Origin of the sequence: Pseudoxanthomonas sp. CF125 (assembly GCF_900104085.1) — a bacterium.
In the GTDB taxonomy this organism is placed as follows: Bacteria; Pseudomonadota; Gammaproteobacteria; order Xanthomonadales; family Xanthomonadaceae; genus Pseudoxanthomonas_A.
Genome location: NZ_FNLD01000001.1, coordinates 1,935,324 through 1,961,549, shown reverse-complemented (window position 1 = coordinate 1,961,549; position 26,226 = coordinate 1,935,324). Strand labels below are relative to the sequence as shown.

The 26,226-nt window shown below is 65.2% G+C and carries 23 protein-coding genes; 10 read left to right on the top strand and 13 right to left on the bottom strand.

Annotated elements, in window-relative coordinates:
• Positions 1-2 precede the first annotated feature (2 nt).
• The 3 genes from BLR66_RS08755 to BLR66_RS08745 are packed head-to-tail and all read left to right on the top strand — an operon-like array spanning position 3 to position 3,322.
• Positions 3-1,136, top strand: a complete 1,134-nt coding sequence (locus BLR66_RS08755; protein WP_093284615.1) for a glycosyltransferase — start codon at positions 3-5, stop codon at positions 1,134-1,136.
• Positions 1,111-2,430 carry an O-antigen ligase family protein gene (locus tag BLR66_RS08750; protein ID WP_093283478.1) on the top strand — a complete coding sequence of 440 codons (1,320 nt, stop codon included), beginning with the start codon at positions 1,111-1,113 and terminating at the stop codon, positions 2,428-2,430. The genes BLR66_RS08755 and BLR66_RS08750 overlap by 26 nt, the downstream gene beginning before the upstream one ends.
• Positions 2,423-3,322 carry a lysophospholipid acyltransferase family protein gene (locus BLR66_RS08745; protein WP_093283474.1) on the top strand — a complete coding sequence of 300 codons (900 nt, stop codon included), beginning with the start codon at positions 2,423-2,425 and terminating at the stop codon, positions 3,320-3,322. The genes BLR66_RS08750 and BLR66_RS08745 overlap by 8 nt, the downstream gene beginning before the upstream one ends.
• A gap of 72 nt (positions 3,323-3,394) precedes the next feature.
• Here the strand turns inward: BLR66_RS08745 and lpxL are convergent, their stop codons facing one another.
• Positions 3,395-4,333: an LpxL/LpxP family Kdo(2)-lipid IV(A) lauroyl/palmitoleoyl acyltransferase gene (gene lpxL, locus BLR66_RS08740; RefSeq protein ID WP_093283470.1), complete on the bottom strand. Its 939-nt coding sequence runs from the start codon at positions 4,331-4,333 to the stop codon at positions 3,395-3,397.
• A 38-nt stretch (positions 4,334-4,371) separates the two neighbouring features.
• Here lpxL and waaA point away from each other — a divergent pair, with 38 nt between their 5' ends.
• Positions 4,372-5,688 (top strand): lipid IV(A) 3-deoxy-D-manno-octulosonic acid transferase, encoded by a 1,317-nt coding sequence (gene waaA / locus BLR66_RS08735; protein WP_093283465.1) that lies wholly within the window; start codon positions 4,372-4,374, stop codon positions 5,686-5,688.
• 159 nt (positions 5,689-5,847) lie between these two features.
• Here waaA and BLR66_RS08730 read toward each other — a convergent pair whose 3' ends face one another.
• The 3 genes from BLR66_RS08730 to BLR66_RS08720 all read right to left on the bottom strand — a co-directional run bounded on the left by BLR66_RS08730 (position 5,848) and on the right by BLR66_RS08720 (position 8,681).
• Positions 5,848-7,188: a TolC family outer membrane protein gene (locus BLR66_RS08730; protein WP_093283461.1), complete on the bottom strand. Its 1,341-nt coding sequence runs from the start codon at positions 7,186-7,188 to the stop codon at positions 5,848-5,850.
• Between the two features lie 18 nt (positions 7,189-7,206).
• Positions 7,207-7,863 (bottom strand): protein-L-isoaspartate O-methyltransferase family protein, encoded by a 657-nt coding sequence (locus BLR66_RS08725; RefSeq protein ID WP_093283456.1) that lies wholly within the window; start codon positions 7,861-7,863, stop codon positions 7,207-7,209.
• A 152-nt stretch (positions 7,864-8,015) separates the two neighbouring features.
• Entirely contained in the window at positions 8,016-8,681 is a 666-nt protein-coding gene (locus BLR66_RS08720; protein WP_093283452.1) for a TetR/AcrR family transcriptional regulator, read from the bottom strand.
• Positions 8,682-8,763: 82 nt separating this feature from the next.
• Between BLR66_RS08720 and BLR66_RS08715 the strand changes: the two genes are divergently transcribed.
• Both BLR66_RS08715 and BLR66_RS08710 read left to right on the top strand, forming a co-directional pair.
• The gene (locus BLR66_RS08715) at positions 8,764-9,912 is read left to right on the top strand and encodes an efflux RND transporter periplasmic adaptor subunit (RefSeq protein ID WP_093283447.1); all 1,149 of its coding nucleotides are present in this window, start codon (positions 8,764-8,766) and stop codon (positions 9,910-9,912) included.
• 3 nt (positions 9,913-9,915) lie between these two features.
• Positions 9,916-13,080 carry an efflux RND transporter permease subunit gene (locus BLR66_RS08710; RefSeq protein WP_093283442.1) on the top strand — a complete coding sequence of 1,055 codons (3,165 nt, stop codon included), beginning with the start codon at positions 9,916-9,918 and terminating at the stop codon, positions 13,078-13,080.
• A gap of 232 nt (positions 13,081-13,312) precedes the next feature.
• On the opposite strand, the gene BLR66_RS08705 is transcribed toward BLR66_RS08710, so the two are convergent.
• Positions 13,313-13,798 carry a hypothetical protein gene (locus tag BLR66_RS08705; RefSeq protein WP_093283438.1) on the bottom strand — a complete coding sequence of 162 codons (486 nt, stop codon included), beginning with the start codon at positions 13,796-13,798 and terminating at the stop codon, positions 13,313-13,315.
• A 421-nt stretch (positions 13,799-14,219) separates the two neighbouring features.
• Between BLR66_RS08705 and BLR66_RS08700 the strand changes: the two genes are divergently transcribed.
• Both BLR66_RS08700 and BLR66_RS08695 read left to right on the top strand, forming a co-directional pair.
• Complete coding sequence (locus BLR66_RS08700) at positions 14,220-14,696, top strand: Hsp20/alpha crystallin family protein (RefSeq protein WP_093283433.1); 477 nt, start codon at positions 14,220-14,222, stop codon at positions 14,694-14,696.
• 60 nt (positions 14,697-14,756) lie between these two features.
• Positions 14,757-15,023, top strand: a complete 267-nt coding sequence (locus BLR66_RS08695) for a hypothetical protein (RefSeq protein WP_093283428.1) — start codon at positions 14,757-14,759, stop codon at positions 15,021-15,023.
• A gap of 30 nt (positions 15,024-15,053) precedes the next feature.
• Here BLR66_RS08695 and BLR66_RS08690 read toward each other — a convergent pair whose 3' ends face one another.
• The gene (locus BLR66_RS08690) at positions 15,054-15,749 is read right to left on the bottom strand and encodes an aspartate/glutamate racemase family protein (RefSeq protein WP_093283424.1); all 696 of its coding nucleotides are present in this window, start codon (positions 15,747-15,749) and stop codon (positions 15,054-15,056) included.
• A gap of 283 nt (positions 15,750-16,032) precedes the next feature.
• Between BLR66_RS08690 and BLR66_RS08685 the strand changes: the two genes are divergently transcribed.
• Positions 16,033-16,542 carry a hypothetical protein gene (locus tag BLR66_RS08685; protein ID WP_093283419.1) on the top strand — a complete coding sequence of 170 codons (510 nt, stop codon included), beginning with the start codon at positions 16,033-16,035 and terminating at the stop codon, positions 16,540-16,542.
• Position 16,543: 1 nt separating this feature from the next.
• Here BLR66_RS08685 and BLR66_RS08680 read toward each other — a convergent pair whose 3' ends face one another.
• Entirely contained in the window at positions 16,544-17,488 is a 945-nt protein-coding gene (locus tag BLR66_RS08680) for a hypothetical protein (protein ID WP_093283414.1), read from the bottom strand.
• Positions 17,489-17,736: 248 nt separating this feature from the next.
• Here BLR66_RS08680 and BLR66_RS08675 point away from each other — a divergent pair, with 248 nt between their 5' ends.
• Positions 17,737-19,032, top strand: a complete 1,296-nt coding sequence (locus BLR66_RS08675) for a S41 family peptidase (protein WP_093283411.1) — start codon at positions 17,737-17,739, stop codon at positions 19,030-19,032.
• A 57-nt stretch (positions 19,033-19,089) separates the two neighbouring features.
• Here BLR66_RS08675 and glpK read toward each other — a convergent pair whose 3' ends face one another.
• The 6 genes from glpK to leuC all read right to left on the bottom strand — a co-directional run bounded on the left by glpK (position 19,090) and on the right by leuC (position 26,058).
• Positions 19,090-20,595 (bottom strand): glycerol kinase GlpK, encoded by a 1,506-nt coding sequence (gene glpK, locus BLR66_RS08670; RefSeq protein WP_093283408.1) that lies wholly within the window; start codon positions 20,593-20,595, stop codon positions 19,090-19,092.
• 43 nt (positions 20,596-20,638) lie between these two features.
• Positions 20,639-21,244, bottom strand: coding sequence for a DUF1294 domain-containing protein (locus BLR66_RS08665; protein WP_093283404.1), 606 nt, complete (start codon positions 21,242-21,244; stop codon positions 20,639-20,641).
• A gap of 273 nt (positions 21,245-21,517) precedes the next feature.
• Entirely contained in the window at positions 21,518-22,636 is a 1,119-nt protein-coding gene (locus tag BLR66_RS08660) for a M23 family metallopeptidase (RefSeq protein ID WP_093283399.1), read from the bottom strand.
• A gap of 159 nt (positions 22,637-22,795) precedes the next feature.
• Entirely contained in the window at positions 22,796-23,884 is a 1,089-nt protein-coding gene (gene leuB / locus BLR66_RS08655) for a 3-isopropylmalate dehydrogenase (RefSeq protein WP_093283395.1), read from the bottom strand.
• On the bottom strand, positions 23,874-24,455 hold the full coding sequence (gene leuD, locus BLR66_RS08650; RefSeq protein WP_093283391.1) for a 3-isopropylmalate dehydratase small subunit: 582 nt from the start codon (positions 24,453-24,455) through the stop codon (positions 23,874-23,876). Before leuD ends, leuB begins: the two co-directional genes overlap by 11 nt.
• Positions 24,456-24,639: 184 nt before the next feature.
• On the bottom strand, positions 24,640-26,058 hold the full coding sequence (gene leuC / locus BLR66_RS08645; protein WP_093284611.1) for a 3-isopropylmalate dehydratase large subunit: 1,419 nt from the start codon (positions 26,056-26,058) through the stop codon (positions 24,640-24,642).
• Positions 26,059-26,226: the final 168 nt, after the last annotated feature.

Sequence of the window (26,226 nt, the reverse complement as noted above, 5' to 3'; positions counted from 1 at the left end):
CGATGCGCCGCCTGACGGTAGTCCAACTGCTCCCCGCGCTCGAATCAGGCGGCGTCGAGCGTTCCACCCTCGAGATCTCGCAGGCTCTGGTCGAAGCCGGCCACCGGGCCATCGTCGTTTCCGCCGGCGGCCGCCTGTTGCCCGCTTTGCAGAAAACCGGCGCCGAACACATAACGCTGGACATCGGGCGCAAGTCGCTGCTTACCTTCCGCCATCTGCCCGCACTACGGAAACTGTTCGCCGGCGAGCGCGCCGACATCGTGCATGCGCGTTCGCGTCTACCCGCCTGGCTGGGCTGGAAGGCCGTACAAGGCATCGACCAGGCGCAACGGCCGCATTTCGTCACCACCATGCACGGGCTCAATTCGCCTGGCCGCTACAGTGCGGTCATGACTTATGGCGAACGCGTGATCTGCGTTTCCGACACAGTGCGCGGTTACCTGCTGCGGCACTATCCGAAAACGGATGCGAACAAGTTGCGGGTGATACCGCGCGGTATAGACACAACCCAGTTTCCGCGCGCCGTGTATCCCGCTCCAGCATTGCGCTCCGAGTTCGCAAGCCAACACCCGCAGCTCGCGGGCGAGGGCCCTCTGTTGCTGCTGCCCGGTCGCGGAACCCGCTTGAAGGGTCACATCGATGCGTTGCGCCTGCTCGCCGGCCTGCGCCGCGACGGCAGCGATGCGCGCCTCTGGTTGCCCGGCGCGCGCGAAGCCGGACGCGAGGACTACATCGCCGAGATGGAGGCCGAGGCCGCCAAGCTGGAGATCGCGGAAGCGACGGCCTTCACCGCCGCCACTGCGCGCATCGCCGACGCCTATGCCGCCTCCGACCTGGTGCTCCAGCTTTCGCGCAAGCCGGAATCTTTCGGACGCACGGTGATCGAGGCGTTGTCGGTCGGCCGCCCGGTGCTGGGCTGGGCGCATGGCGGGGTGGGCGAATTGCTGGCGGAGCTGCAGCCGCAAGGCGCGGCGCCGCCTTTCGACGAAGCCGCGTTGCTCGCGCAAGCCGAAGCGCTGCTGGCCCATCCGCCGTCGCCTTTGGCTACGATGCCCTATACCCTGCGTGCGATGCAGAACGCCACGCTGGATCTTTACCAAGAACTCGCCAATGAATCCGAACGCGCTTCCCACTGACAACATCGCCCCCGCAGCCGGCCATGGCTGGCGCTGGGCGCCGGCCTGGGTACTCGCCTTCGTCGCCCTGTGGCCCACGCCCGGCATCGCCGAAGGGGTGATGGTGCTGGGCGCGCTGGCGGCGATCGCGCGCCTGCTGCTGGTGCGTTTCCGCGGCGGCATGCGCTTGCTCAGCGGACCGGCCTGGGCGCTGACCAGCGTCTTGTTCCTGGCTTATTGGACGCCGCAACTGATCTCCGCATTCGATGCGGCCGACGCCTCGCGAGCGTTCTACAAAGTCGGCACCGGCCTGCGCTACCTGCCGTTCCTGTGGCTGGTGGCGGCCGCGGTGGCCAATGAAAAGGGCCGGCGCACCACCTTCGGCGGCCTGGCGATCATCGTGACGGTGTGGACAGTCGACGCCTTGCTGCAGGTGGTGTTCGGCACCAGCCCGGTGTTCTGGGGACTGGACCAGCTGAAGCAGCTCATCAGCGGCCACGGCATGTGCAGCGCCGAAGACACCCTGGCGCTGGACCGCCTCAGCGGCTTCCTGGGTCCGTGCAATCTGAAACTGGGCGTGGTGCTGGCCAGCCTGTCGCCGTTCGCGTTGTTCGCGTTCGGCAAGCGTTTCGGCATGCTGGGCTGGGTGCTGGCGTCGGCCGCGATCGGTCTGGTGATCCTGCTGGCCGGCGCGCGCGCCGCGTGGCTGACCTACGGGTTGGTGCTGGTGTTTTCAGGCTGGCGTTTGCTGGGCTGGAAGAAGCTGCTGGCCGTGTTCGCCTTCGGCGCGTTGTCGCTGGTCGTGTTGAATCTGGTGTCGCCGCAGTTCCGCGAGCGCATCGAGCGCACCACCCAGGCGCTGGCCGCGGACGAAAGCGGCGTGGACGTGGCCCTGTCCGGACGCGCGCAGATCTGGCGCGCGGCCACCTGCATGATCGGCAAGCATCCCATCAACGGCGTGGGCACGCGCAATTTCCGCCAGGAATATCCCGCCTGCGACCCGTCGCCCGGCACGCAGCCGGCCTGGGGCGCGGGACCTGCGCATCACGCCCATCAGATCGTGCTGGAAATCCTGGCCGAAACCGGCGCGATCGGTCTGTTGCTGTGGCTGGCCGGCGCGGCGCTGGCGTGGCGTGCATGGAGATACGCCAGCCCCGAGGCCCGCGAACGTGCGCGTCCGGCCATGCTGGCGCTGGGCGTCACCGTGTTTCCTTTCAATACCCACCTGGCGTTCTATTCCACCTTCTGGGGCGGATTGGCGTTGATGTTGGCGGCGTTGTATTCGGGCAGTTTGCTGGCCAGGGACAATGACTGAAGCAAGCAAGGCGCGTTGCTGGTTCATCGTGCCGCTGGAATTGCTGGCCAAGTCCATCGCCCGGCTGCCGCAACCGATGCTGCTGCGGCTGGGCAGCGTGCTGGCCGTGCTGATGCGACCGCTGCTGGGCAAGCGCCGACGCTATGCGCGCATCAACCTGGATCTGTGTTTTCCTGCGTTGGATGTAGCGCTGCGTGAGCGCCTGCTGGCCGACAATCTGCGCGCCACCGCCACCGGCGCGCTGGAACTGCTGCGCGCCTGGTACGCGCCGGCGCCGGCGCTGGAAGGCCTGGCCGAGGTCGAAGGACTCGAGCATCTTCGCGCCGCCACCGCGTCGGGTCGCGGCGTGTTGCTGTTCGGCGGCCATTTCACTCATTCCGAACTGGCCGCGCGCCTGCTGCAGCAAGTCTCCGGACAACCGGTGCATGTGGTGGTCCGCAGCAACAACAACCGTTGCCTGGAAGCGATGTTCGACGGCGCGCGTCGCCGCGCATTCGCCGGCACCATCGCCAAGAAAGACGTGCGCGGCTTGCTGCGCACGCTGTCGCAGGGAGGCGTGGTGGCGTATTCGGCCGATCAGAATTTCACTTATCAAAATGCGTTCGTACCGTTTTTCGGTATTGCCGCGGCCACGCTGACCGCCACGCCGGACCTGGCCCGCCGCGGCAAGGCGGTGGTGCTGCCGTTCTGGTTCCATCGCGGCGACGACGGCCGCTACCGCCTGCGCATAGAGCCGCAATGGAGCGGTTGGCCCAGCAACGATCCGGCGGCCGATGCAGCGCGTTACATGAGCGAACTGGAACAGGCCGTACGCCAGCATCCCGAGCAATACCTGTGGGTGCACCGGCGTTTCAAAACCCGGCCACCTGGTGAAGCCAGCGTCTACCGGTAGGTCGGGGCTACGCCCCCGACGCATGAACCCCAGACGGTGCGTGTGGTGTCGGGGACGTAGCCCCGACCTACGTCATTGGTAAAGCTTCCCGCGCCCGTCGGGCTGACGCTTGAAGCGGCGATGGATCCACAGATACTGCGCCGGCGCTTTGCGCACCATCGCTTCGATCGCCGCCATCACCCGCGCGGTATCGGCGGTGGCGTCCTGGGAAGGGAATTCCTCGAACGCCGGCGACAGCCGCAAGGTGTAGCCGCCATCGGCGCGGCGTTCGTGCGCGAAGGCGATCACGCTGGCGCCCGATAGCCGCGACAGCTGGTGGGTGGAGGTAAGGCTGTAGGCCGGCAAGCCGAAGAACGGTACGAATACGCTTTCGCCGCGGCGCGTGTCCTGGTCCGGCGCGAACCACAACAGCCCGCCCTGTTTCAGATGCTTCAACGCCGGCCGCAACTCCTCGCGGGTGAACATGTGCGCCGCATAGCGCAAGCGCCCGCGCTTGACCGCCCATTCCATCGCGCCCTGGTCGTGCGGGCGGTACATGCCGGCCAGCGGGGCGTAATCGCACATCAGCCGCGCGGCGATTTCCAAGGTGGTGAAGTGCCCGGAAATCACGATTACCCCTCGCCCGCCCGCGCGCGCTGCTTCAAGATGTTCCAGTCCTTCCACCCGCAGGTCGTGGCGCATGGGCTGCACGCTGCCCCACCAGGCGCGGGCGAATTCGAACAGGCCGATGCCCAGTTCGGAAAAACTCCGGTACACCAGCGACGCTTGCTGCGCGGCGTCCAGCTCCGGGAAACACAGGGCGATGTTGCGTTCGGCCACGAGGCGGCGGTCGCGCAGCACCGCATGCAGGAACCTGCCCACCAATCTCCCCAGCCCGCGCTGCAGCGGCCAGGGCAAGCGCGCCAGCGAAGCGGCCAGACCGATACCCAGCCATGCCGGCCACTGGCGCAAACCCTTCGGCGCCGGATCGTTGTCGTTGCGGAGGCTTTCTGCGCGGTCGAGTTTGGCCATACAGCGATTCTAACGGTTCAGTTGGTTATCCTTTCGCAATGCGGATGGACCTGACCGAGCGTTTCCTGCGTGGCCTGTATTCGGCCGTGCTCTATGTACTGACGCCGGTCACGGTCTACCACCTGATCTGGCGCGGCTTCCGTTTCCGCGAATATTTCCAGCGCTGGAACGAGCGTTACGCCTCCTACGGACGACAGCCGGAAGCGCGTATCGACATCTGGCTGCACGCAGTGTCGGTGGGCGAGGTCAACGCGGCGGTGCCGGTGGTCGATGCGCTGCGCCGCGCGCATCCGCAGCTGCGCTGGCTGGTGACCACCATCACTCCGACCGGCTCCGAGCGCGTGCGTGCGCTGTGGGGCGAAGGCGTCCAGCACGTCTACGTGCCCTACGACCTGCCGGGGGCGATCTCGCGTTTCCTCGGCCACTACCGCCCGCGGCTGGCGCTGGTGATGGAAACCGAGTTGTGGCCCAACCTGCTGCTCGGCTGCCGCGACCAGGGCATTCCCACCTATCTGCTCAACGCGCGGCTTTCGGCGCGTTCGCTGCGCGGCTACCGCGTGCTGGCGCCATTGATTTCACGGGTGGTGCGCACGCTCAAGCGCATCGGCGCGCAATCCGCGCCGGACGGCAAGCGTTTCATCGCCCTGGGCGCCACTCCGGGCGGGGTGATGGACACGGGCAACCTCAAGTTCGACATCGCCGCGCCGGAAGGCCTGGCCGCTTTCGTGCAAATCTTCAGTGAGCATGCGGGCCGAAGGCCGGTGTGGATCGCGGCCAGCACCCATGAGGACGAGGAAGCGGCCGTCATCGCCCTGCACCGCAATCTGCGGCGGCGCTGGCCGGACCTGTTGCTGCTGTGGGCGCCCCGGCACCCGGAACGCTTCCCGCGCGTCGCCGAGCAGGCGCAGTCGGCCGGCTGGAAAGTCGCCACCCGCCGCAAATCGACCTGGCCCGGTGCCGATGACGAGGTGTTCGTGATCGATACGCTGGGCGAACTGATGCCGTTCTACGCCTGCGCCGAAGTCGCCTTCGTCGGCGGCAGCCTGCAAGCGATCGGTGGGCACAATCTGCTGGAGCCGGCGGCGGTGGGCACGGCCATGGTGACCGGGCCCCATCTGCACAACTTCGCCGAGATCTCCAAGCGCCTGAAAGAAGCCGGCGCTCTGCTGATCGCCCAGGATGCGCAGGGCATCGAGGCCGCACTCGGCCAATTGCTGGAGGATGCAGCGAAGCGACAGACGATGGTGGATGCCGGCCGCGCGCTGGTGGAGCAGGGACGCGGCGCACTGGCCAAAACCCTGCAGATGATCGATGCCGATCTCCCGGTAGGTCGGGGCTACGCCCCCGACGCATGAAATCCGACGGCGCACGATGACCCGTAGGTCGGGGCTACGCCCCCGACGGATGGGATGTTGAGGGTGCGCGTGGTGTCGGGGGCGTAGCCCCGACCTACAAACAATTACGGCGGACCGAAGTCCGCCGTAATCGATATTGCTTTCGGAGACGATGCTTCGTTACTGGCCGTCAGGCGCCAGCTGCGCCTGGGCATCGGCGGTCAGCAAGCGGTTCACGTCCTGCACGTCGTCGGCGTCCAAGGTGCCTGCCGCCTGGTCCAGCAACAGCCGGTTCTGCAGATAGTTGTACTTGGCCAGTGCGTAAGCCTGCTGTGCCTGGAACAGGTTCTGCTGGTTGATCAACACGTCCAGCACGGTGCGCGTGCCCACTTCCAGTCCGACCTGCGAGGCTTCATAGGCGGCCTTGGCCGACACCAGCGCCAGACGGCGCGCCTCGATCTCGCTGATGCCCGCTTCCAGGGTCTGGTAGGCGTTGCGCGTATTGCGCACGACGGCGCGCTTCTGCCGCTCGTAACCGTCCTGCGCCGAGTCGCGGTTGGCCAGCGCCTCGCGCACCCGCGACTGGGTGGCGCCGCCGGAGAAGATCGGCACGCTCAAGGTCAGGCCGATGGTAGTGCCGGTTCCGTTGCCGTTGGCGCCGGTGGTATCGCCCCACGCTGCGTCCTTGCCCCAGCTGCCGCCCAGCGACAGAGTGGGCAGGTGGCCGGCGCGTGCGGTGGAAACCCCGGCTTCGGCCGATTGCACCTGGTATTCGAGCGACTTCAGCGCCGGGTTGGTGCTCACCGCGGTGTTGACCCAGCCTTCGGCGTCGTAGTCGGTGGGCAGCACGGGGCGGAAATCGTCCGGCAGCGCCTTCAGGTTGTTGATCGGCTGGCCGGTGATCTCTGCCAGCGCTTCGTAGTTGTCTTTCAACGCATTGCGGCTGGTGATCACGCTGGCGCGCGCGCTGTCGTATTGCGCGCGGGCTTCGTGCACGTCGGTGATCGGGGCCAGGCCCACGTCCAGGCGCTTCTGCGCGTAGTCGAACTGCTTCTGCAGCGCGGTCTGCTGTGCTTCGGCCGCGGCCAGCGTTTCGATCGCCACCAGCACGTTGAAGTAAGCCGCCGAAGTGCGGGTGATCAGCGAGTCGTTGGCCGCTTCCAGATCGTAGTCGGCGGCCTCGCTGAGCGCGCGCTGCCCGCGCAGGGTGGAGTAGCGGCTGAAGTCGAGCACCGACTGGTTGACGCTGACGCCGTAGCTGCGGCTGGTGTTGGTGGTGGAACCCGGCACGGCATCCAGTTCATTGCGGCTGCGGCTGAGCGATGCGGTGCCGTTGACCTGCGGCAACAGTGCGGCACGCGCCTGCACGGCGCCTTCCTTCTGCGCCAGGCGGCCGGATTCGGCGGCCGCCAGCTGCGGATCGCCGGTACGTGCAAGTTCATAGGTCTGCATCAGGTCCGTGGCGTTTGCTCCGAAGGGCAGGGCCAGGGCAAGCGCGAGGACGAGGGGGCGACGACTCATGCGGTTTCCTTTCTCAAATCAGAAGACGAATTGCGGCACCGGGGTGGCGCCGACAAGATAGGGGAGGTCGGTCTCAAACAACGATTCTATGCGCGGGCCGTTGACGTCGTTGTGCACCAGCACCGCTTCCATTACCGGCGAATGGCCGCGGACTACGAACAGGCGGCCTCCCGGACGCAGCCATTGCAGGAATTGCGACGGGGTTTCAACCATCGCCGCAGTCACGCAGACCGCATCGAAGCGCCGTTCGGTGGCGTAGTGCAGAGCGTCGGCGGTTTCGATGCGGACATTGTTGCCGTAGCCGCTGGCATCCAGTTGCTGGCGCGCACGGCTGGCCAGTTCGGGATGGATCTCCAGGCTGACTACTTCGCGGGCCAAGGCGCCCATGCAAGCGGCCAGGTAACCGCCGCCGGTGCCGATTTCCAGCACCTCGTCGCCTTCCTGCAGCAGCAATGCCTGCAGGGCGCGGCCCTCGACCACCGGCTTCATCATCTTCTGGCCGTGACCCAGCGGGATCTCCACGTCGGCATAAGCCAGCGCACGGTGGATCTCGGGCACGAACTTCTCCCGCGGCAGGGTGGCCAGCACGCCCAGCACGCGCGCATCCAGCACCTCCCAGGGGCGCACTTGCTGCTCGACCATCATTTCGCGGGCTTGGTTGTAATCGATCGTCATGGGGGGTCATCCGGCGCGGGGACGCGCAGTTTAGCGGGTCGCGGCGCGTTTCGAAGGTCGTGCGGTGCGGAGCAGCATGGCCGTACTACCACACCGATACGCAGTGCCGGAAGTCACCGCGACCTCCGTCATGACCGGGCGCCCCGGTTTTTTCAGGATTTGCCATAGGCGCGCAGGAACATGTCCACGCTGGCGTCCAGGTGGGCGCTCACGTCGCCCCGCGCAGGACGGGCGCAAAGGCCGCACATCATCCGCCCGTGCAGCTCGCCCTTGATCAGGGAAAAGAACTGTTCCGACGCCCGCTGCACATCGGCGATCTCCAGTTCGCCCGCCTCCACCCGCGACTGCAGGAAAGCCCCGAAGGCCTGGTGGGTGCGCCGTGGACCGGCTTCCCAGAACAGCTTGCGCAAGGGATCGTCGGCGTTGCCCGGGGTGATCATCATGCGGTGCGTGCTGATGGCCTCGTCGCTGCTGATGAGGGCGAAAAAGCCGCTGGCGATCGCCTTGAGCTGCGCGCGCAACGGGCCTTTCAGTTCCTGGGCGAACAGGTCTTCCGGCAGCATCTCCTCGCATTTGGCGCGTACGGCGGCGGCGAACAACGCTTCCTTGTCGCCGAAATGGCTGTAGACCGTGAGCTTGGAGACGCCGGCTTCGGCCGCGATCTGGTCCATGCTGACGCCGCTGTAGCCATCGCCCGCGAACAGGCGTTTGGCCGCTTCCAGGATGGCATCGCGCTTGGCCAGATCCTTGGGCCGGCCGGGGCCGGAAAGTCTGGGCGCCGATTTCGGGCGGCTGACGGGGGAGGGGTTACTGACCATATTCCAATACTAGACTAATCGGTTCGATATTTATACTATACCGCCAAGTCCATTTATTGATGAACAAGACGGAGTGTTTTATATGTGCAGCGTGTCGAAGGCCAATGCGCGCAGCTACGGAATTCCGCTCCTTCTGATCCTGGGGTTGGCGGGTTGTGGCGGCCAGGCCGAACCGGCCGGAACCGTGCGTCCCGTGCTGGTAGTGCACCCCGGCGGCGGCGCGCAGGCCGCGCTGTCGGCCTACGCTGGCGAAATACGCGCCCGCGAAGAAAGCCCGCTCTCGTTCCGTGTCGGCGGCAACCTGATCCGCCGCAACGTCGACGCCGGCGCGCAGGTGAAGCAGGGCCAGGTGCTGGCGGTGCTGGACGCCGACGACCTCAGCCTGCAGGCGCAGGCTTCCCAGGCACAGCTCGCCGCCGCCGAAGCCGATCTGATCCGCGCCCGCGGCGACCGCGACCGCTACGCCAAGCTGGTCGGCGAAAAGCTGGTCAGCCAGTCCACTTACGACGCGCAGAACGCCGCCTATAAAGCCGCCGAAGGCCAGGCCCGCGCGGCCCGCGCGCAACTGGACGTGGCCCGCAACCAGGCTGCCTATTCGCAGCTGCGCGCGCCGCACGACGGCGTCATCGCCACCCGCCAGGCCGAGGCCGGGCAAGTGGTCGCGGCCGGCCAGACCATCTTCACCCTGGCCGCCGACGATGGCCGCGAAGTAGCCATCGCGCTGCCGGAAAGCCGCATCCGCGACTTCAGCGTCGGCCAGCCCGTGCTGGTCGAATTGTGGAACGCGCCGGGCGAGCGCCTGCCCGGCCTGATCCGAGAAATTTCCCCCGCCGCCGATGCGCAGACCCGCACCTACGCCGCGCGCGTGAATCTGGTCGGCGCCGCGGCCAAGGCCGTCGAACTGGGGCAGAGCGCCCGCGTCTACGTGCAGGAAACCGGACCGGACGCCGCCCTCAGCGTGCCGCTTTCCGCCATTCAACGCGGCGCCAAAGGCGCGACGGCGGTGTGGGTGGTCGATACGCAGAGCGGCAAAGTGAAATCGCAGCCCGTGCAGCTGGGCCGCTACGGCGAAACCGACGTGCCCGTGCTGGGCGGCCTCAAGGCCAGCGACTGGGTGGTGGGCGCCGGCGGGCATCTGCTGCGCGAAGGCCAGCCGGTGACGCCCGTGGATCGCGACAATCGGCCAGTGCTTTCGAAGAAGGTCGCCGCCGCTCCTGCGAAGGCGGACTGAGCCATGAAGCGCTTCAATCTTTCGGAATGGGCGCTGACCCATCGCGCGCTGGTGCTGTACGCGATGATCGTGCTGGCTTTGATCGGCGCGTGGTCGTACCGGCACCTGGGCCAGTCGGAGGATCCGCCTTTCACCTTCAAGGTGATGGTAGTGCGCACCGTATGGCCTGGCGCGCCGGCCGAAGAAGTCGCCAAGCAGGTCACCGAGCGCATCGAGAAGGCGCTGATGACGACCGGCGAGTACGAGTTCATCCGCTCGTACTCGCGCCCCGGAGAATCGCAGGTGATGTTCATCGCGCGCGACTCCATGCATTCCGATGAAGTGCCGGAACTCTGGTACCAGGTGCGCAAGAAGGTCGGCGACATCAGGGCCACGCTGCCCGAAGGGGTGGTGGGCCCGTTCTTCAACGACGAATTCGGCGACACCTTCGGCAACATCTACGCACTCACCGGCCCAGGCTTCGACTACGCGGTGATGAAGGACTACGCCGAACGCATCCAGCTGGAGCTGCAACGCGTGCCCGACGTGGGCAAGGTGGAGCTGATCGGCTTGCAGGATGAGAAAGTCTGGATAGAACTGTCCAACACTAAGCTGGCTACGCTGGGCATACCACTCAGCCAGGTGCAGCAGGCGCTGGACCAGCAGAATGCGGTGACCGCCGCCGGCTTCTTCGAAACCACCACCGACCGCGTGCAGCTGCGGGTCAGCGGGGCCTTCGATTCGGTCGAGGAAATCCGCGACTTCCCCATCCAGGCCGGCGGCCGTACGGTGCGCTTGGGCGACATCGCCGACGTGCACCGCGGCTTCGCCGACCCCTCTGCGCCGAAGATGCGCTTCATGGGCCAGGACGCCATCGGCCTGGCGGTGGCGATGAAGAACGGCGGCGACATCATCCGCCTGGGCAAGACGCTGGACTCGGAATTCGAACGGCTGCAGAAAACCACGCCCACCGGCATGGAACTGCGCAAGGTCTCCGACCAGCCGCACGCGGTGCAGGATTCGGTCGGCGAATTCGTGCGCGTGCTGACTGAAGCGGTAGTCATCGTGCTGCTGGTCAGCTTCTTCTCGCTGGGCCTGCGCACCGGCCTGGTGGTGGCGGTGACCATTCCGCTGGTGCTGGCGATGACCTTCGCGGTCATGCACTACTTCAACATCGGCCTGCACAAGATCTCGCTGGGCGCGCTGGTGCTGGCGCTGGGCCTGCTGGTGGACGACGCGATCATCGCGGTGGAGATGATGGCCATCAAGATGGAGCAGGGCTTCGACCGCATGCGCGCGGCCAGCTTCGCCTATACCTCCACGGCTTTCCCAATGCTCACCGGCACGCTGGTGACCGCGGCTGGATTTTTGCCCATCGCCACAGCAGCCTCGGGAACCGGCGAATACACCCGCTCACTGTTCCAGGTGGTGACCATCGCGCTGGTGGTGTCGTGGATCGCGGCGGTGCTGTTTATTCCGTACCTGGGCGACAAGATGCTGCCGGACCTGTACCAGCCCAAGCCGCCGAAGCCCGGCTCGCTGGCGGGACGCTGGCATGATTTCCGCGCGCGCCTCGCGGCCCGCTTCCCCGCGTTCTCCAGCGTACTCGCGCCCAAGGTCCACGACGGCCATGAGCACGATCCTTACCAGACCGCGTTTTATCAGCGCTACCGCAAACTGCTTGATGCCTGCCTGCGCCATCGCTGGCTGGTGATCGGGGTGACGGTGCTGGCGTTCGTGTTGTCGATCGGGCTGTTCCGGTTCGTGCCGCAGCAGTTCTTCCCGGATTCGGTGCGGCCGGAACTGATGGTGGATATGGAACTGGCCGAGGGCAGTTCGCTGCGCTCCACCCAGGCCCAGGCCGAGAAGCTGGAAAAAATGCTGGCCAAGCGCGAAGGCGTGGACAACTACGTGGCCTACGTGGGCACCGGTTCGCCGCGCTTCTACCTGCCGCTGGACCAGCAGCTGCCGCAGGCCAACTTCGCCCAGTTCGTGGTCCTGACCAAGGACATCGAAGCGCGCGAATCGATGCGCGAATGGCTGATCAAGGAAGTGGGCCCGCAGTTCCCGCAATTGCAGTTCCGGGTGACACGCCTGGAAAACGGACCGCCGGTGGGTTATCCCATCCAGTTCCGCATCGCCGGCGAACACATCGACCGCGTGCAGGCGCTGGCCCAGCAGGTCGCCGCGCAGGTGCGTGCCAATCCCAACGTCACCAACGTCAATCTGGACTGGAACGAGCCCAGCAAGGTCGTGCGCCTGACCATCGACCAGGACCGCGCGCGCACGCTGGGCGTCAGCACCGCGGACGTGTCGCAATTCCTCACCAGTTCGCTGTCTGGCCTGCGCGTCAGCACCTATCGCGAAGGCAACGAGCTGGTGGAGATCCTGCTGCGCGGTCCCGAGGACGAACGCGTGCGTCTGGACATGCTAGGCAGCCTGGCCGTGCCCACGCCCAACGGCAGCGTGCCGCTGACGCAGATCGGCAATATCGAATACGCGTTCGAAGACGGCATCATCTGGCACCGCAACCGCCTGCCCACGGTCACCGTGCGCGCCGACATCCGCGACGGCATCACGCCACCGACGGTGGTTGAACAGATATCGCCCACGCTGGACAAGATCCGCAGCGAACTGCCGCAGGGCTACCTGCTGCAGACCGGCGGCACGGTGGAGGATTCGGCGCGTGGCCAGAACTCGATCAAGGCCGGCTTGCCGCTGTTCCTGCTGGCCGTGGCCACGCTGCTCATGCTGCAACTGCGCAGCTTCTCGCGCATGGCGCTGGTCATGCTGACCGCGCCGCTGGGCTTGATCGGCGTGACCTTCGCCCTGCTGGTGTTCCGGGTGCCGTTCGGCTTCGTGGCCATGCTGGGCACCATCGCGCTGTCGGGCATGATCATGCGCAACTCGGTCATTCTGGTGGACCAGATCCAGCAGGACATCGACGCCGGCCACGACCGCTGGCACGCGATCATCGACGCCACCGTGCGCCGCTTCCGCCCCATCGTGCTGACCGCGCTGGCGGCGGTGCTGGCGATGATCCCGCTGTCGCGCAGCGCGTTCTTCGGCCCGATGGCCGTAGCCATCATGGGCGGCCTGACCGTGGCCACTGCGCTGACGCTGCTGTTCCTGCCGGCGTTGTATGCGGCGTGGTTCAAGGTGAAGCCGGAAGAGGGCAGCGCGGCCTGAGGCGGGCGTCTGCGCTATCAGTCCGTCTGATTGCGGATTGATAGAGGAGCAGTCAATGCGAAAGCAAGGTGCTGTCGGCCACGCTCTTTGCTTTGCCCCCTTTCGAAAAGGGGGCTACGGGGGATTTGCTCTCGGCGCCAAAAGCAAATCCCCCTCAATCCCCCTTTTTCAAAGGGGGAGAAACCATGCGCTTCTGCAATAAGTTCTGTGCGCGGCTTCTATCCTGAGTGCCTTAGCCCATCCGTCGCGCGCGCCGCGCAAACAGCGTGCACACCACCCCGAATACCATGTGCGCCACCACGCTCATCGCCATCGTGTCCACGTGTTTGAACGAGGGCGACGCACCCACGCGCGACAGCGGCATCACCACGAAGTTCATCACCGCGTACAGCCCAACGCCGTAGAGCAGGCCAGCGGCCACCGGCTTCTCCATCAGCAGGCGGAAGCGGAAGCTGAGCGCAATGCAGATCACCACAAAGGCGATGGCCATAGCCACGTGCAGTCCCGCGCCCAATAGCGCCGTTGCCGTGCCGCCTTCGTAGCTGGCCTTTCCCAGCACGCCCACGGCGATGCTCTGGAACACCTGGGTCAGGCCTTTCGTATTCCATTCGAACCACACTGCGATGGCGAAGAGCGCATCGCCCATGGCGATCAGCAAGCCGCCGTAAACGGCCTGTTTCCAGTCGATGGAGCGTTGCGGACTGGCGGTGGCGATCATTTGGAATCTGCAGGCGGCGGTGAGCCTTGATAGGGTCGGGAGGTCGCGCAGTCAACCGCCAGCGGCGCGATACCGGCCAACCGCCTTTTCCGGCAAACTGGCCGGTGGCGTCCACGATGTCCCAGCCGAGCGGATGGACATCCGCCTACCTGCCCGACGGCGCTTGATGTGCACGGCACCAACCCGCAAATTGGCGTCAGTAAGGATGGCCTATTCTGCAGACCAACCTGTTCACTCGCGTGCCCTGACGGCAGGGCCGTCGGACTGCGGCGGCGCTCGTCTGGCCGGCGTTTTTTGGCTGAATGCAGGTTCAATGCCGCGGCGGAGGCGTTTTTCGACCCTTGAAAAACATGAGGCCGCTCTTAATTGCGGAAAAGGACGGCGTATTGGCCGTCCTCATTTGCCAATTGGAGACCTTGCCATGAACAAAATAGTTCGCTCTCCCCAATGGCCTGGCCAAGGCTTTGCGCATGACCCGATCAAGCAAGTCTTCGACCGCCTTTTCGAAGGGAGCATGTTCCAGAACGATTCGACGGACGAGTCGTCCGTGGTGACCAGCCAATGGGTGCCGCGCGTGGACATCAAGGAAGAAACCGACCGTTTCGTGCTGTATGCCGATTTGCCCGGCGTCGATCCGCAGGAGATCGAGGTGCAGATGGAAAAAGGCATGCTGACGATCAAGGGCGAGCGGCGCAGCGAAGAGAAGCTGGAGACGGAAAGCTTTTCGCGCATCGAGCGCCGCCACGGCAGCTTCCATCGCCGGTTCGCCTTGCCCGACAGCGCCGATCCCGATGGCATCACCGCTTCGGGGCACAACGGCGTTCTGCAGATCGTCATCCCCAAGCGTCCGGAAACCACGCCTCGGCGCATTCAAGTGGGCTCGGTATACAACTCGTAATGTCGGTTCCGCTGCCCGGGCTCTGCCCGGGCGGCGGTCGTGCCCATCGAGGAAGCGGTCATGGATCGAGAGAACGAAGAAGTCATTTGCGACCTGCAGGCGCAGGTCTACGTGCTGCGCGTCGCATTGAGGGCTCTGGCCAATGCCCATGGCGATTCCGACGCGCTGCTGGCGAGTTGGCGCGAAGCGCTGAAGGTCGCTTCCCTGGGGCCGGTGGTGCCCGCCTACGCGCGCCGCAGCGAATATCTGGCCGAGCGGTGCCAGGCATTTGCCGAGGATTGGACCGCGGAGCTGGCCGAATTGGCGGTACCGGCGCGGCGCAACTGACAGGATTGGTTGCGCCGGGTCTTATGGGGGCTAGCCGATCAGTGCGGTTTCCACTGCCGCTGCCGCATGCAGAGCGGTGGTGTCGAACAAAGGCACCGAGGCATCGGACGTGTCCACGAGCAGCGAGATTTCGGTGCAGCCCAGGATGATGGCTTGCGCGCCCTGGGCGACCAGGGCAGCCATGATCCTGCGGTATTCGGCGCGGGAGGCGGGCAGTGCGTTGCCGAGGCATAGTTCTTCGTAAATGACACGGTGCACCAGGTCGCGGTCGGCGGGTTCGGGGACGATGACACGCAGGCCGTGGCGGTCGCGCAGGCGGTCGCGGTAGAAGGCTTCTTCCATGGTGAAGCGGGTGCCGATCAGGCCGACCACGGTATGGCCGGCTTGCTTGATGGCGGTGGCGGTGGGGTCGGCGATATGCAACAAAGGGATGGACACCGCTGCTTCGATGTCGGCAGCGACCTTGTGCATGGTGTTGGTGCACACGACCACGAAATCAGCACCAGCTGACTGCAGGGTGCGCGCGGCATCGGCCAACATTGCGCCAGCGGCGTCCCAGTCGCCGCTGTGCTGCAGCCGCTCGATGTCGTGGAAGTCGACGCTGTACAGGACGATGCGCGCCGAATGTAGTCCGCCGAGGCGCTGCTTGGTCAGTTCGTTGATCTGGCGGTAGTAAGGAATGGTCGATTCCCAGCTCATGCCGCCGATCAGGCCGATGGTTTTCATGCCGATCTCCGTTGGTTTGCAAGAATCTTCGCATAGCCTCGTGGCTCGCGAAGAGCGGAGAGCAGCATAGGGTGGGCCCAGGCCCACCGCCATGTGCGGGTCGGGCAATCTCCGGCTGCACGCGGTGGGCGGGAACCCACCCTATGATCCTGTTCAAGTGAGTGCGATAACCGCAGCCCGCGGCAGAGCAGCGACGCTGCCACGCCAAACCGGAGATTGACGGGGTAAATGCCGCGCACGCACTATGCTGGCTGACTTGCATCCGGGTCACAGGGGGATGGCGATGCGTGCATGGCAATGGCGATTGATCGGCGTATTGACGCTGGGCGGAAGTTTCCTGGGTGCGGTGGCCTCTCTGATGACCATCATCAACGGCGGCAACAACTTGTTGTCGCTGCTGATCGTCGCGGTGTTCATCGGGCTGTATGCCTGGGGCGTGTGGTGCGGCGTGCGCATACTGGAACGATCCGTCGATTCTCTGCGAAGAGGCATCCTTTTTTGGGCCTTCCAGATCCCCTATCTGACTTCGCCGCTGCTCAGCTACCAGTTCTCAAGCGGCGCGCAGGCAACGGTTGCCGTGCAATCGGCCGATCCGGCGTTGCTCTGGACGGTGCAGGTGGGCAGTCATTTCGCGGCCACCGTACTGCGTCCCGCCGCCTGGGGCATCGGAATAAATCTGCTGGCGTTGGCGGCGACCATTTTCCTCAGTCTGAAATACCGCTCGCTCAGTCGGCGCGAGGACGTGGTCGAAACTGAGCTTGCTCCGGCCGAGCCCGAGGCTGCAGCATCATGAACTAGCCCGGCGTGCGCGGCGGCGCGGAGTGGGCCGCCGTCGCTACATGTTCCAGGTAGGCATACCATTCGGTCTGGATCCGCTCGATCGGGCCGATGAGCCGTTCGAAGTTCTCCAAGGTGCCGTCGGTGGCGATCAGTTGGCGGTATTGCGCGGCGTACTTGCCGTCCTGGTAGTGGAACAGGAAGTGGGTCAGGCTCCAGTATTCGATGTAGTACAGGTTGACGTTGCGGTTGATATCGGGGCCGCCATTGCCGGAAATGATGGCGCGCAGGGGAATGATCGTGCCGGTGGCGATGTCGTCCTGCAGGTTGCCGGTCAATTGCAGTCTGGGCAGCCACCAGATGGGGTAGGTGGCGGGATCGATGCTGCCGGGCACCAGCTTGCCGTCGGCGATCCAGCTGCTGCCGAAATAGTCGGCCAGCCCTTCATCGATCCATTTGGTTCTTCTGAAATGCGCGACTTCGCGGTTCAACTGATGCGTTACTTCGTGCGTCATCCAGTGGACGGGGTTGTCGCCGTCGCCGTAATAGGCGTGGCTGCGTGGCGGCAGGTAATATGCTTCGGCCCAGGGGCGGCTGCTGCGGTTGTGGGCTTTGAACTCGGCTTGATCTTTGTAGAGCACTAGCTGCAGCTTCGCGGGGTTCGGCTGCATGCTGGACATGTCGGCGAAGAAGCGCGTGTAGGCTACATGCAATGCTTCCACGGCTTCGGCGACGTGCGCGGTCTGTTCTTCGGTGGCGGAGGAATGGATGAGGTAGTGGGCGGTCTCTAACCGCCTGACGTTGGGCGGCAAGGGCGCTTGGGTCGCCAAGGAAGCCGGCTTGGTTGCGGCTGACGCGGGAGCGTCCTCCATGGCCCGCAACGACAGGAGCCTGAAACCGGTGAAGCAGGCGGCCGCGATGGCGATGGCAATCAAGACGATGGCGATGGGGCGAATCTTCATCGCCGGATTGTCGCCGAGTAATAGGTATGCGTGATACGGGCGGGCCCAGGCCGGCTGTCATGCATAACGATGTGCCTATGATGCATGCGGTGGGCTTGAGCCCATCCTATGAGGCCTGCACGACCACGGTGGCTTCGTCTTTTTGGCGCTGACTTCTGGCACATGGTGACCACAGGCACCGCTCCCTATGCTCGCCACGATCCGGACCAGTCCGGGATGCCCTCATCGCTCGACAACTCGAGACGCCAATGACCGTCCGACTCCCTTACGCATTGGCCTGCGCCCTGGGCCTGCTGGTCTCACTCGCCCCCGCAGGCCACGCCTCCGCCACGCCGCGTACCGACGCCGACTCGGTAGCCAAGGCCATAGAAGACAACTTCTACGACGTCGCCCGCGGCAAAAGCATCGCCAGCGACCTGCGTGCTGCCGCCGCCAAAGGCGATTTCGACGCCTATAGCGACAACCGCGAACTGGCCGCCGCACTGACCGAGCGCCTGAAACCGCTGGACGCCCATTTCAACGTCCAGTGGTCGCCACCGACCGCCAAAGACGATAAGAACGAAGGCGACCGCCGGCCGCAGCGCGGACCTCCGCCGACGCGCGGTACCCAGCACGGCATCCGCCGCGTCGAAATCCTGCCCGGCAATATCGGCTATATCGACCTGCGCCAGTTCGCCGATTTCGAATTCGGCAAACCTAATCAGCCCGCCCGCCAAGCCATCGAAGCCGCATTGCAGTTGATCGCCGGCACCGACGCGGTGATCGTGGACCTGCGCGCCAACGGCGGCGGCTCGCCGGCGATGGTCGGCTATCTGACCAGCGCCTTCACCCCAAAAGGCGCCGATATCTACAACACCTTCCACCGGCGCGAAGGCACCGATAGCGAAGCACCCAGCGACTGGTTCGCTTCGCCCAGACTGCAAGTGCCGCTGTACGTACTGGAGAGCGCACGCACAGGTTCAGCGGCCGAGGCCTTCGCCTATACCGTTAAGAACGCCAAGCGCGCCACCATCGTCGGCGAAGCCAGTGCCGGCGCAGCCAACCCGGGCGGCGAAGTGGATGCGGGCAACGGTTTTCGCGTGTTCGTTTCCAGCGGCACGCCGATCAGTCCGATCACCGGCAAGAACTGGGAAGGCGAGGGCGTGATCCCCGATGTGCAGGTCGCCTCATCGCAGGCGCTGGAGACCGCGCGCGCATTGGCACTGGAAAAGATCGTGGCCGAACGGCCGGCGAACGAAACCACCGAAGCGCGCTGGGCGCTGGACGGATTGCGCGCCGAAGCGCAGCCGCGGCAGAGCGGTAGCCCGGCCGAATACGTGGGCGATTTCGGGCCGATGACCATCGCCGAAGAGGGCGGCCGATTGGTGGTCAAGCGCGGCCGCAGGCCTGTCGTAGTGTTGCTGCCGCTGGGCGGCGATGTCTTCACCGTCGCCGCCGATCCCAACCTGCGCCTGACTTTCGCGCGGGACGGCAAGCATGCGGTCGATGCGCTCGAGGTCGAGGGGCTGGACGGGCGTTCCAGCCGGTTTCGTCGTAACCCATAAGCTTCGATAAAAACGGTTGGCGTTGCCGCCACATCCTGCATGTGGTGGCCTGCGGTATCAGTCTTCGCCTACGCCGAACACCATCGTAGCCTCAACCGCCCGCTTCCATCCCGCATACAACTTCTCCCTGCGCTCGGCCCCCATCTCCGGCACGAACGTCCGCTCCACCTGCCGCTGCTGCGCGATCTGCTCCCGGCTTTCCCAGAACCCCACCGCCAGCCCCGCCAGATACGCTGCCCCCAGCGCCGTCGATTCCTTCACCGTAGGCCGCTCCACCGCGATATCCAGAATGTCCGCCTGGAACTGCGCCGTGAAATCGTTGGCGATTGCCCCACCGTCCACCCGAAGCGCTTTCAACGTTAAATCGGCATCCGCCTGCATCGCCATCAGCACGTCCCGCGTCTGATACGCCAGCGACTCCAGCACCGCACGGATGAAATGCTCCTTGTTCGTCCCCCGCGTCAGCCCGAACATCGCGCCCCGCACATCGCTGCGCCAGTACGGCGCTCCCAGCCCAACGAACGCCGGCACGAAATACACCCCCTCCGACGACTGCGCCCGTTCCGCATAAGCCTGCGAATCGCCGGCCTTGCCCAGCATGCGCAAGCCATCGCGCAGCCACTGGATGGCAGAACCCGCGGCGAACACGCTGCCTTCCAGCGCGTACTCCACCTTCCCATCGATGCCCCAGGCGATGGTGGTCAGCAAACCATTGTTCGACTGCACCGCCTTGTCGCCGGTATTCATCAACAGGAAGCAGCCGGTGCCGTAAGTGTTCTTGGCCATGCCCGGCTCGAAGCACGCATGCCCAAACAGCGCCGCCTGCTGATCGCCGGCCATGCCGCTGATCGGCACCCGATGCCCGAACACCGTCTGCGCCCCGGTGTGCGCGTACACCTCGCTGCTGGAACGCACCTCCGGCAGCATCGCCGCCGGCACCTCCAGCATGCGCAGCAGGTCCGGGCACCACTGGCGCTTGTGGATGTCGTACATCAGCGTGCGCGAGGCGTTGCTGTAGTCGGTGGCGTGGGTGCGGTCTTCGGAAAGATTCCACAACAACCAGCTGTCGATGGTGCCGAACAGCAACTCGCCGCGCTCGGCGCGTGCGCGCGCGCCGGGCACATGGTCGAGAATCCACTTGACCTTGGTGCCGGAAAAATACGCATCGATCAGCAAGCCGGTGCGTTCGCGCACCAGCTCGGCGTAACCGTCGGCCTTCAACTTTTCGCAGATATCCGCCGTCTGCCGCGACTGCCAGACGATGGCGTTGTGGATGGCCTGGCCGGTCTTGCGGTCCCACACCACCGTGGTCTCGCGCTGGTTGGTGATGCCGATGCCGGCGATTTCCGACGCGCTGACCTGCGCCCGCGTCATCGCCTCCACCACCGTGCTCTGCACGTTACCCAGGATCTCGCGCGGATCGTGCTCCACCCAGCCCGGCTGCGGAAACAGCTGCTCGAATTCCCGCTGCGCCATGCCCACCACCGCACCGCCGCGGTCGAATAGCATCGCACGGGAGCTGGTGGTGCCTTGGTCTATGGCGAGGAGGTAGGGTTTGACCACCGGCTTGGGCTCCGCGATTAGGGGATTCGCGACATCCTACGCGCTAGAGCAAGGCGTTGAGGGCCTCGGCTTTGCCGCTCTGCAGCAACCATGCAAGCGCGATGAAGTTGAGCACGACCGTGATCCAGAATACGAAGCGGAACTCCGCCTTCAACGATTTGTGGCGTAAATGGTCCTGCGCGAAGAGTGCGCCCGGCCAGCCGCCCAGAAAGGCGAACAGGTGCAGAGTGCTTTCCTGTATGCGCCACTGGTTGTGCTGCGCTGCGGATTTGTCCATGGCATAGAGCAGGTAGGTGACCAGGCTCATTGCGGCGTAGAGAAGCGGCACCACCGCCGGGACCGCACGCGCGAACCAGGCCGCTGCGAACAGAATCAGGCCGATGCTACCTACGATCATGCCAGGGAAGCGGCCGCCGGTGCGTTGCGGTCTCGCGGCCGCCTGCGTCGCGAACCGGATCTTCGCTGCGTTGGGGCGGCCCTTGGCGTCGCTGGTCAGTTCATATGACACCAAATCGCCCATCACCGGGCGCCGCGTCGCCCGTTCGAACGCCTTGATATGCACGAAGGCACGTGTGCCGCCGCCATTGGGCGTGACGAAACCGAAGCCCTTGTCGTCGTTCCACTCTTGGAGGCGTCCGAGGTAGCGCATGGGTGGCAGGCAGGGTCGGGTCGGACGCGATGATAGCTTGGAACACCTCTCCCGCTTGCGGGAGAGGTCGACGCACTTGTGCGGCGGGTGAGGGGCAGACCGAGAGGATGAGCTACGTTTGGGGCTTTGTCGCCGCGTCCACTAAAGCCGCTTCTTGCTGGATCGGGACGCTCGTAGCACAGCCGCTCCGCTCGCCCCTCATCCGCCCTCCGGGCACCTTCTCCCGCACGCCGGAGAAGGGCTTCTACCGGTCAGCTCAAGAGAAAAGGGGATCTATTCGAACTGCACGATTACATTGGACGCCGGCATTTCGCCATCGCGTCGCGAGGCCTGATCGGAGGGGAAAGGGACCCAGGGCTTGGAACCCAAGGCGCCTATGTCCGGATAACTGCCCAACGCTTCGAACCGCTCGAACACGAACGGCACGCCTTCGGCGCCCAGCGGCGAATTGGCGTCGGCGACATGGAAATGCAGGTGCGGGCCGGTGGAATCGCCGGTAAAGCCGAGCGCGGCGATGATGTCTCCACGCTTCACGCGCTGTCCCGGCTTTACTTTCAGGCTGCCGGGTTTGAGGTGTTCGTAGAAAGCGTAGCGGCCATCGCCCAGGTCCAGGGCGACGTAGTTGCCGGTGGCGTCGCCGATCGCATGCTTGGGATGGGCGGCGACCGACATGCTTTCCGCCACGTCGTCGCGTGTCGCGGCAACCACGGCGTCGGCGACCGCCAATACTTCGGCGCCGTAGCCGTACGCATTGCGGACCATATCGGCATCGCCTTTCGCCGTATGGCCACTTTCATCCAGCTTGACCCAGTCGATGGCGAAACGGCCGGGAATACGCGCCTTGCCATCGACCGCGTACAGCACCCGCCGGTGTCCGCGCGGCCAGTCTGGCGAATGGATCGCTGCCCAGGGGCCGCCACGTAACGGCGCGCCCAGCACTGGTGGCGCGGCCTTGCCGACCGGGACGTTTCCTCCATTGACCACAAAGAGGCTGCTGTCCGCAGCGCGGTATTGGATGCGGTGCGAGAGCGACAACGCTTGTGCGTCCGTGGGGAGCGGGAATTCCAGATAGATCACGATACGCATGCCCGGTGCGATCGCGTTGTTTGCGACTCCGCTCGGTTGGCCAAGACGGGAAGCGAGCGCCGCGCCGTTGAAGCTGGCTAGCACGCGATCCTTCTCGTCGAGTACCTCGACGCTCACCGGCGACAGTGGTTCGTGCGCGAAGTTGGTGAGGTGGAGCTCGTAGACGAGTCGCCGGGTGCCGTCGACCACGACCGGTGCGGGCGGGGCGAAGACCTGGAGGTCGAAGGATTCGCGCAAGGGGGTGGCTGCATGCGCAGGAATCACAAACGCGAAAACGAGCGCCAGGTGCAACAGGTGTCTTCCCATCGGATTCCTTGGAGACGAGCGGATTCGCAAGTCCCTATCTTACGACCATGCCTGTGTAGGAGCGACGTAAGTCGCGAAGCCCTCCACAAATTAGCGTGGCACCAGGCCGAAGAAAGATGTCGTTTCGCGACTTACGTCGCTCCTACGCCGACTGCGGGGTCAATCCCGCAGTTCGGCCACGTAGCAATTGGCTTGCATCTGCTCTATCACCGCCTGCGCAGCGGCTTCGGTGGAGATGCTGCGGCCGTTGGAAGACAGGTCGGCGGTGAAGGCGTGCGAATTCAACGCGCCATCGACCGAGCGCTCGATGCAGTCTGCTTCGTCGTGCAGGCCCAGCGAATGGCGCAGCAGCATGGCCGCGCTGAGAATGGTCGCGTACGGGTTGGCGATGCCCTTGCCGGCGATGTCCGGGGCCGAACCATGAATCGGTTCGTACACGCCGGCCTTGCCGTCGCCCAACGAGGCCGAAGGCAGCAGGCCCAGCGAGCCGGCCAGCATCGACGCTTCGTCGGTGAGGATGTCGCCGAACATGTTCTCGGTGACGATCACGTCGTACTCGCGCGGGTGCGCCAGCAGGTGCATGGCCATCGCATCCACCAGCACGTGTTCCAGTTTCACCTCGGGGAACTCGTCGCGGCCGATGCGCGCCGCGACATCGCGCCACAGGCGCGAAGTTTCCAGCACATTGGCCTTGTCCACCGACACCACGTAGCTGCGGCGCTGACGGGCCAGCTTGAACGCACTGCGCATTACGCGCTCGATCTCGGCCACCGAATACGTGCACAGATCGCTGGCGCTATCGGCGGTGCGGGTCTTCTCGCCGAAATAGATGCCGCCAGTGAGTTCGCGCACCACCATGATGTCCACGCCGGTGAGCAGGTGCGGCTTGATCGGCGAGGCGTTCAGCGCGGCCGGATGCGGGCGCACCGGCCGCAGGTTGGCGTACAGGCCCATGCCTTTGCGCAGCGCCAGCAGGCCCTGTTCGGGGCGCACTTTGGAATTGGGGTCCGACCATTTCGGTCCGCCCACCGCGCCCAGCAGCACGGCATCGGCGCTCTTGCAGGCGGCCAGCGTGGAAGCGGGCAGCGGCTCGCCGTGCTTGTCGATGGCGATGCCACCGATGTCGTGCTCGCTGAAGTTGAACTGGTGGCCGTAGCGACGCGCTACCGTTTTCAGTACCGACAAAGCGGCGGCGGTGACTTCCGGACCGATGCCGTCGCCGGGCAGGATTACGATGTCAGCTTGCATGAAAACGTTCCTCGTACTTTGTGATCTGCGGGTCGCGCAACAACAGGTAGCCCAGTTCGTCCACACCTTCCATCAGGCAGGTGCGGGCGAAGGCGTCGAGCGGAAAGGGGTGGACGTCACCGGCCGGCGTGCGCAGTTCGCGCGCAGCGATGTCGACGGTGAGTTCGTCGTCGGGGCGCTGCATCAGCGACTGCACGATGGCCTCGTCCAGCACGATGGGCAGCAGCCCGTTCTTCAGCGAATTGTTGCGGAAGATGTCGGCGATCTCGCTGCTGACGATGGCGCGCAGGCCCAGATCGGTCAGCGCCCAGGGCGCGTGCTCGCGCGAGGAGCCGCAGCCGAAGTTGGCGCCGGCCAACAGGATGGCGCGGCCCGCGTTCTCCGGCCGGTTGAAAGCGAAATCCGGATTGGGCGAACCGTCGGCCTGCCAGCGCCAGTCGTTGAAGGCGTGCTTGCCCAGGCCGGCGCGTTCGGTGGTGGACAGGAAACGCGCGGGGATGATCTGGTCGGTGTCGATGTTGCTTTGGCGCAGGACTACGCTGCGCGAGGTGAGGGCGGCGAAGGCGGTCATGCGTGAAATTCCATAGCGAAGGTTATTAGCTTTTCCTTCTCCCTCCGGGAGAAGGTGCCCGAAGGGCGGATGAGGGAATGGGTTGTCCGCTTGTAATGGAGTTGGTTGGCGAGTGATTGCCATTCCCTCATCCGTCGCTTCGCGCCACCTTCTCCCAGTGGGAGAAGGGAATCAGAAGCTTTCATCACGCCACCTCCTTGGCGAACAATTCGCGTGGATCGGAGACCTTCCCGTTCACCGCCGCCCACGCCGCGGTCATCGGCGAGGCCAGCAGCGTGCGCGAACCCGGCCCCTGGCGGCCTTCGAAATTGCGGTTGCTGGTGCTGACCGCCAATTGTCCCGGCGCGACCAGATCGCCGTTCATGGCGATGCACATCGAGCAGCCCGGCTCTCGCCATTCGGCGCCGGCGGCCAGCACGATCTTGTCGATGCCTTCGGCTTCGGCCTGGCGCTTGACCAGTTCAGAACCCGGCACCACCAGCATGCGCACGCGCGGATCGACGCGGCGGTCGCGCAGCACGGTGGCCACTTCGCGCATGTCGCTGAGGCGGCCGTTGGTGCAGGAGCCCACGAACACCACGTCCACGGCGGTACCTTCCAGCGGTTTTCCGGAATCGAAAGCCATGTAGTCCAGCGATTTCTGCGCGGCGTTGTCCTTGGCGGCGGGAATGGGATGGTCCACCGCGATGGCCGTGCCCGGATGCGTGCCCCAGGTCAGGGTGGGGCGGATGTCGCGCGCGTCGATGTTCACTTCCTGGTCGAAGCGCGCGCCTTCGTCGCTGCTGAACTGCGACCAGCGCGCCTTGGCCGCTTCGAACGCTTCGCCCTTGGGTGCGCGCGGAGTATTCGCCATCCATGCGTAGGTGACTTCGTCCGGCGCCACCATGCCGGCGCGCGCGCCGGCTTCGATGGACATGTTGCACAGGGTCATGCGCTGCTCCATGTCCATAGCACGGATGGTGGAGCCGCGGTATTCCAGCACGTGGCCGGTGCCGCCGTTGACGCCGATCACGCCGATGATATGCAGGATCACGTCCTTGGCGCCGACGCCCGGCGCCAACGGACCCTCGACGGTGATGGCCATGGTCTTGGCCTTGCGCTGCAGCAGGCACTGCGTGGCCAGCACGTGGCCGACTTCGCTCGTACCGATGCCGAAGGCCAGCGAACCGAACGCGCCGTGGGTGGAGGTGTGGCTGTCGCCGCAGACAATCGTCATGCCGGGCTGGGTCAGGCCCAGTTCCGGTGCGATCACGTGGACGATGCCGCGCTCGGCCGACTGCATGTCGAAAAGTTCGATGCCGTATTCGGCGCAGTTGCTGGCCAGCGTATCGACCTGGGTTTCCGAGGCCTGGGTGAAGTAGTGGAATTTTCCGTTCGCATCGGCCGGCGTGGTCGGCGTGGAATGGTCCATGGTCGCCTTGGTCCGGTCCGGCCGGCGCGGCGCGATGCCGCGCGCACGCAGTTCGGTGAAGGCCTGTGGCGAGGTGACTTCGTGGATCAGGTGCAGGTCGATGTACAGCACCGCGGGGGCGGCGTCGGTTTCGGGGACGACGACGTGCGCGTCCCAGAGTTTGTCGAAGAGGGTGCGGGGGGTGGAGCTCATGCTTTGTTTTCCGTTGAAGCTGTGATCGGTTGAAATCTTGCGGTGGCGTCTGAAAGTATCGTCATCCCAGCGAAAGCTGGGATCCATTTTGACTTTGATTTTGACTTGGACGTTGCCTTGATGCTTTCGCGGCAGAAGCAAGATCAAGATGGATCCCAGCTTTCGCTG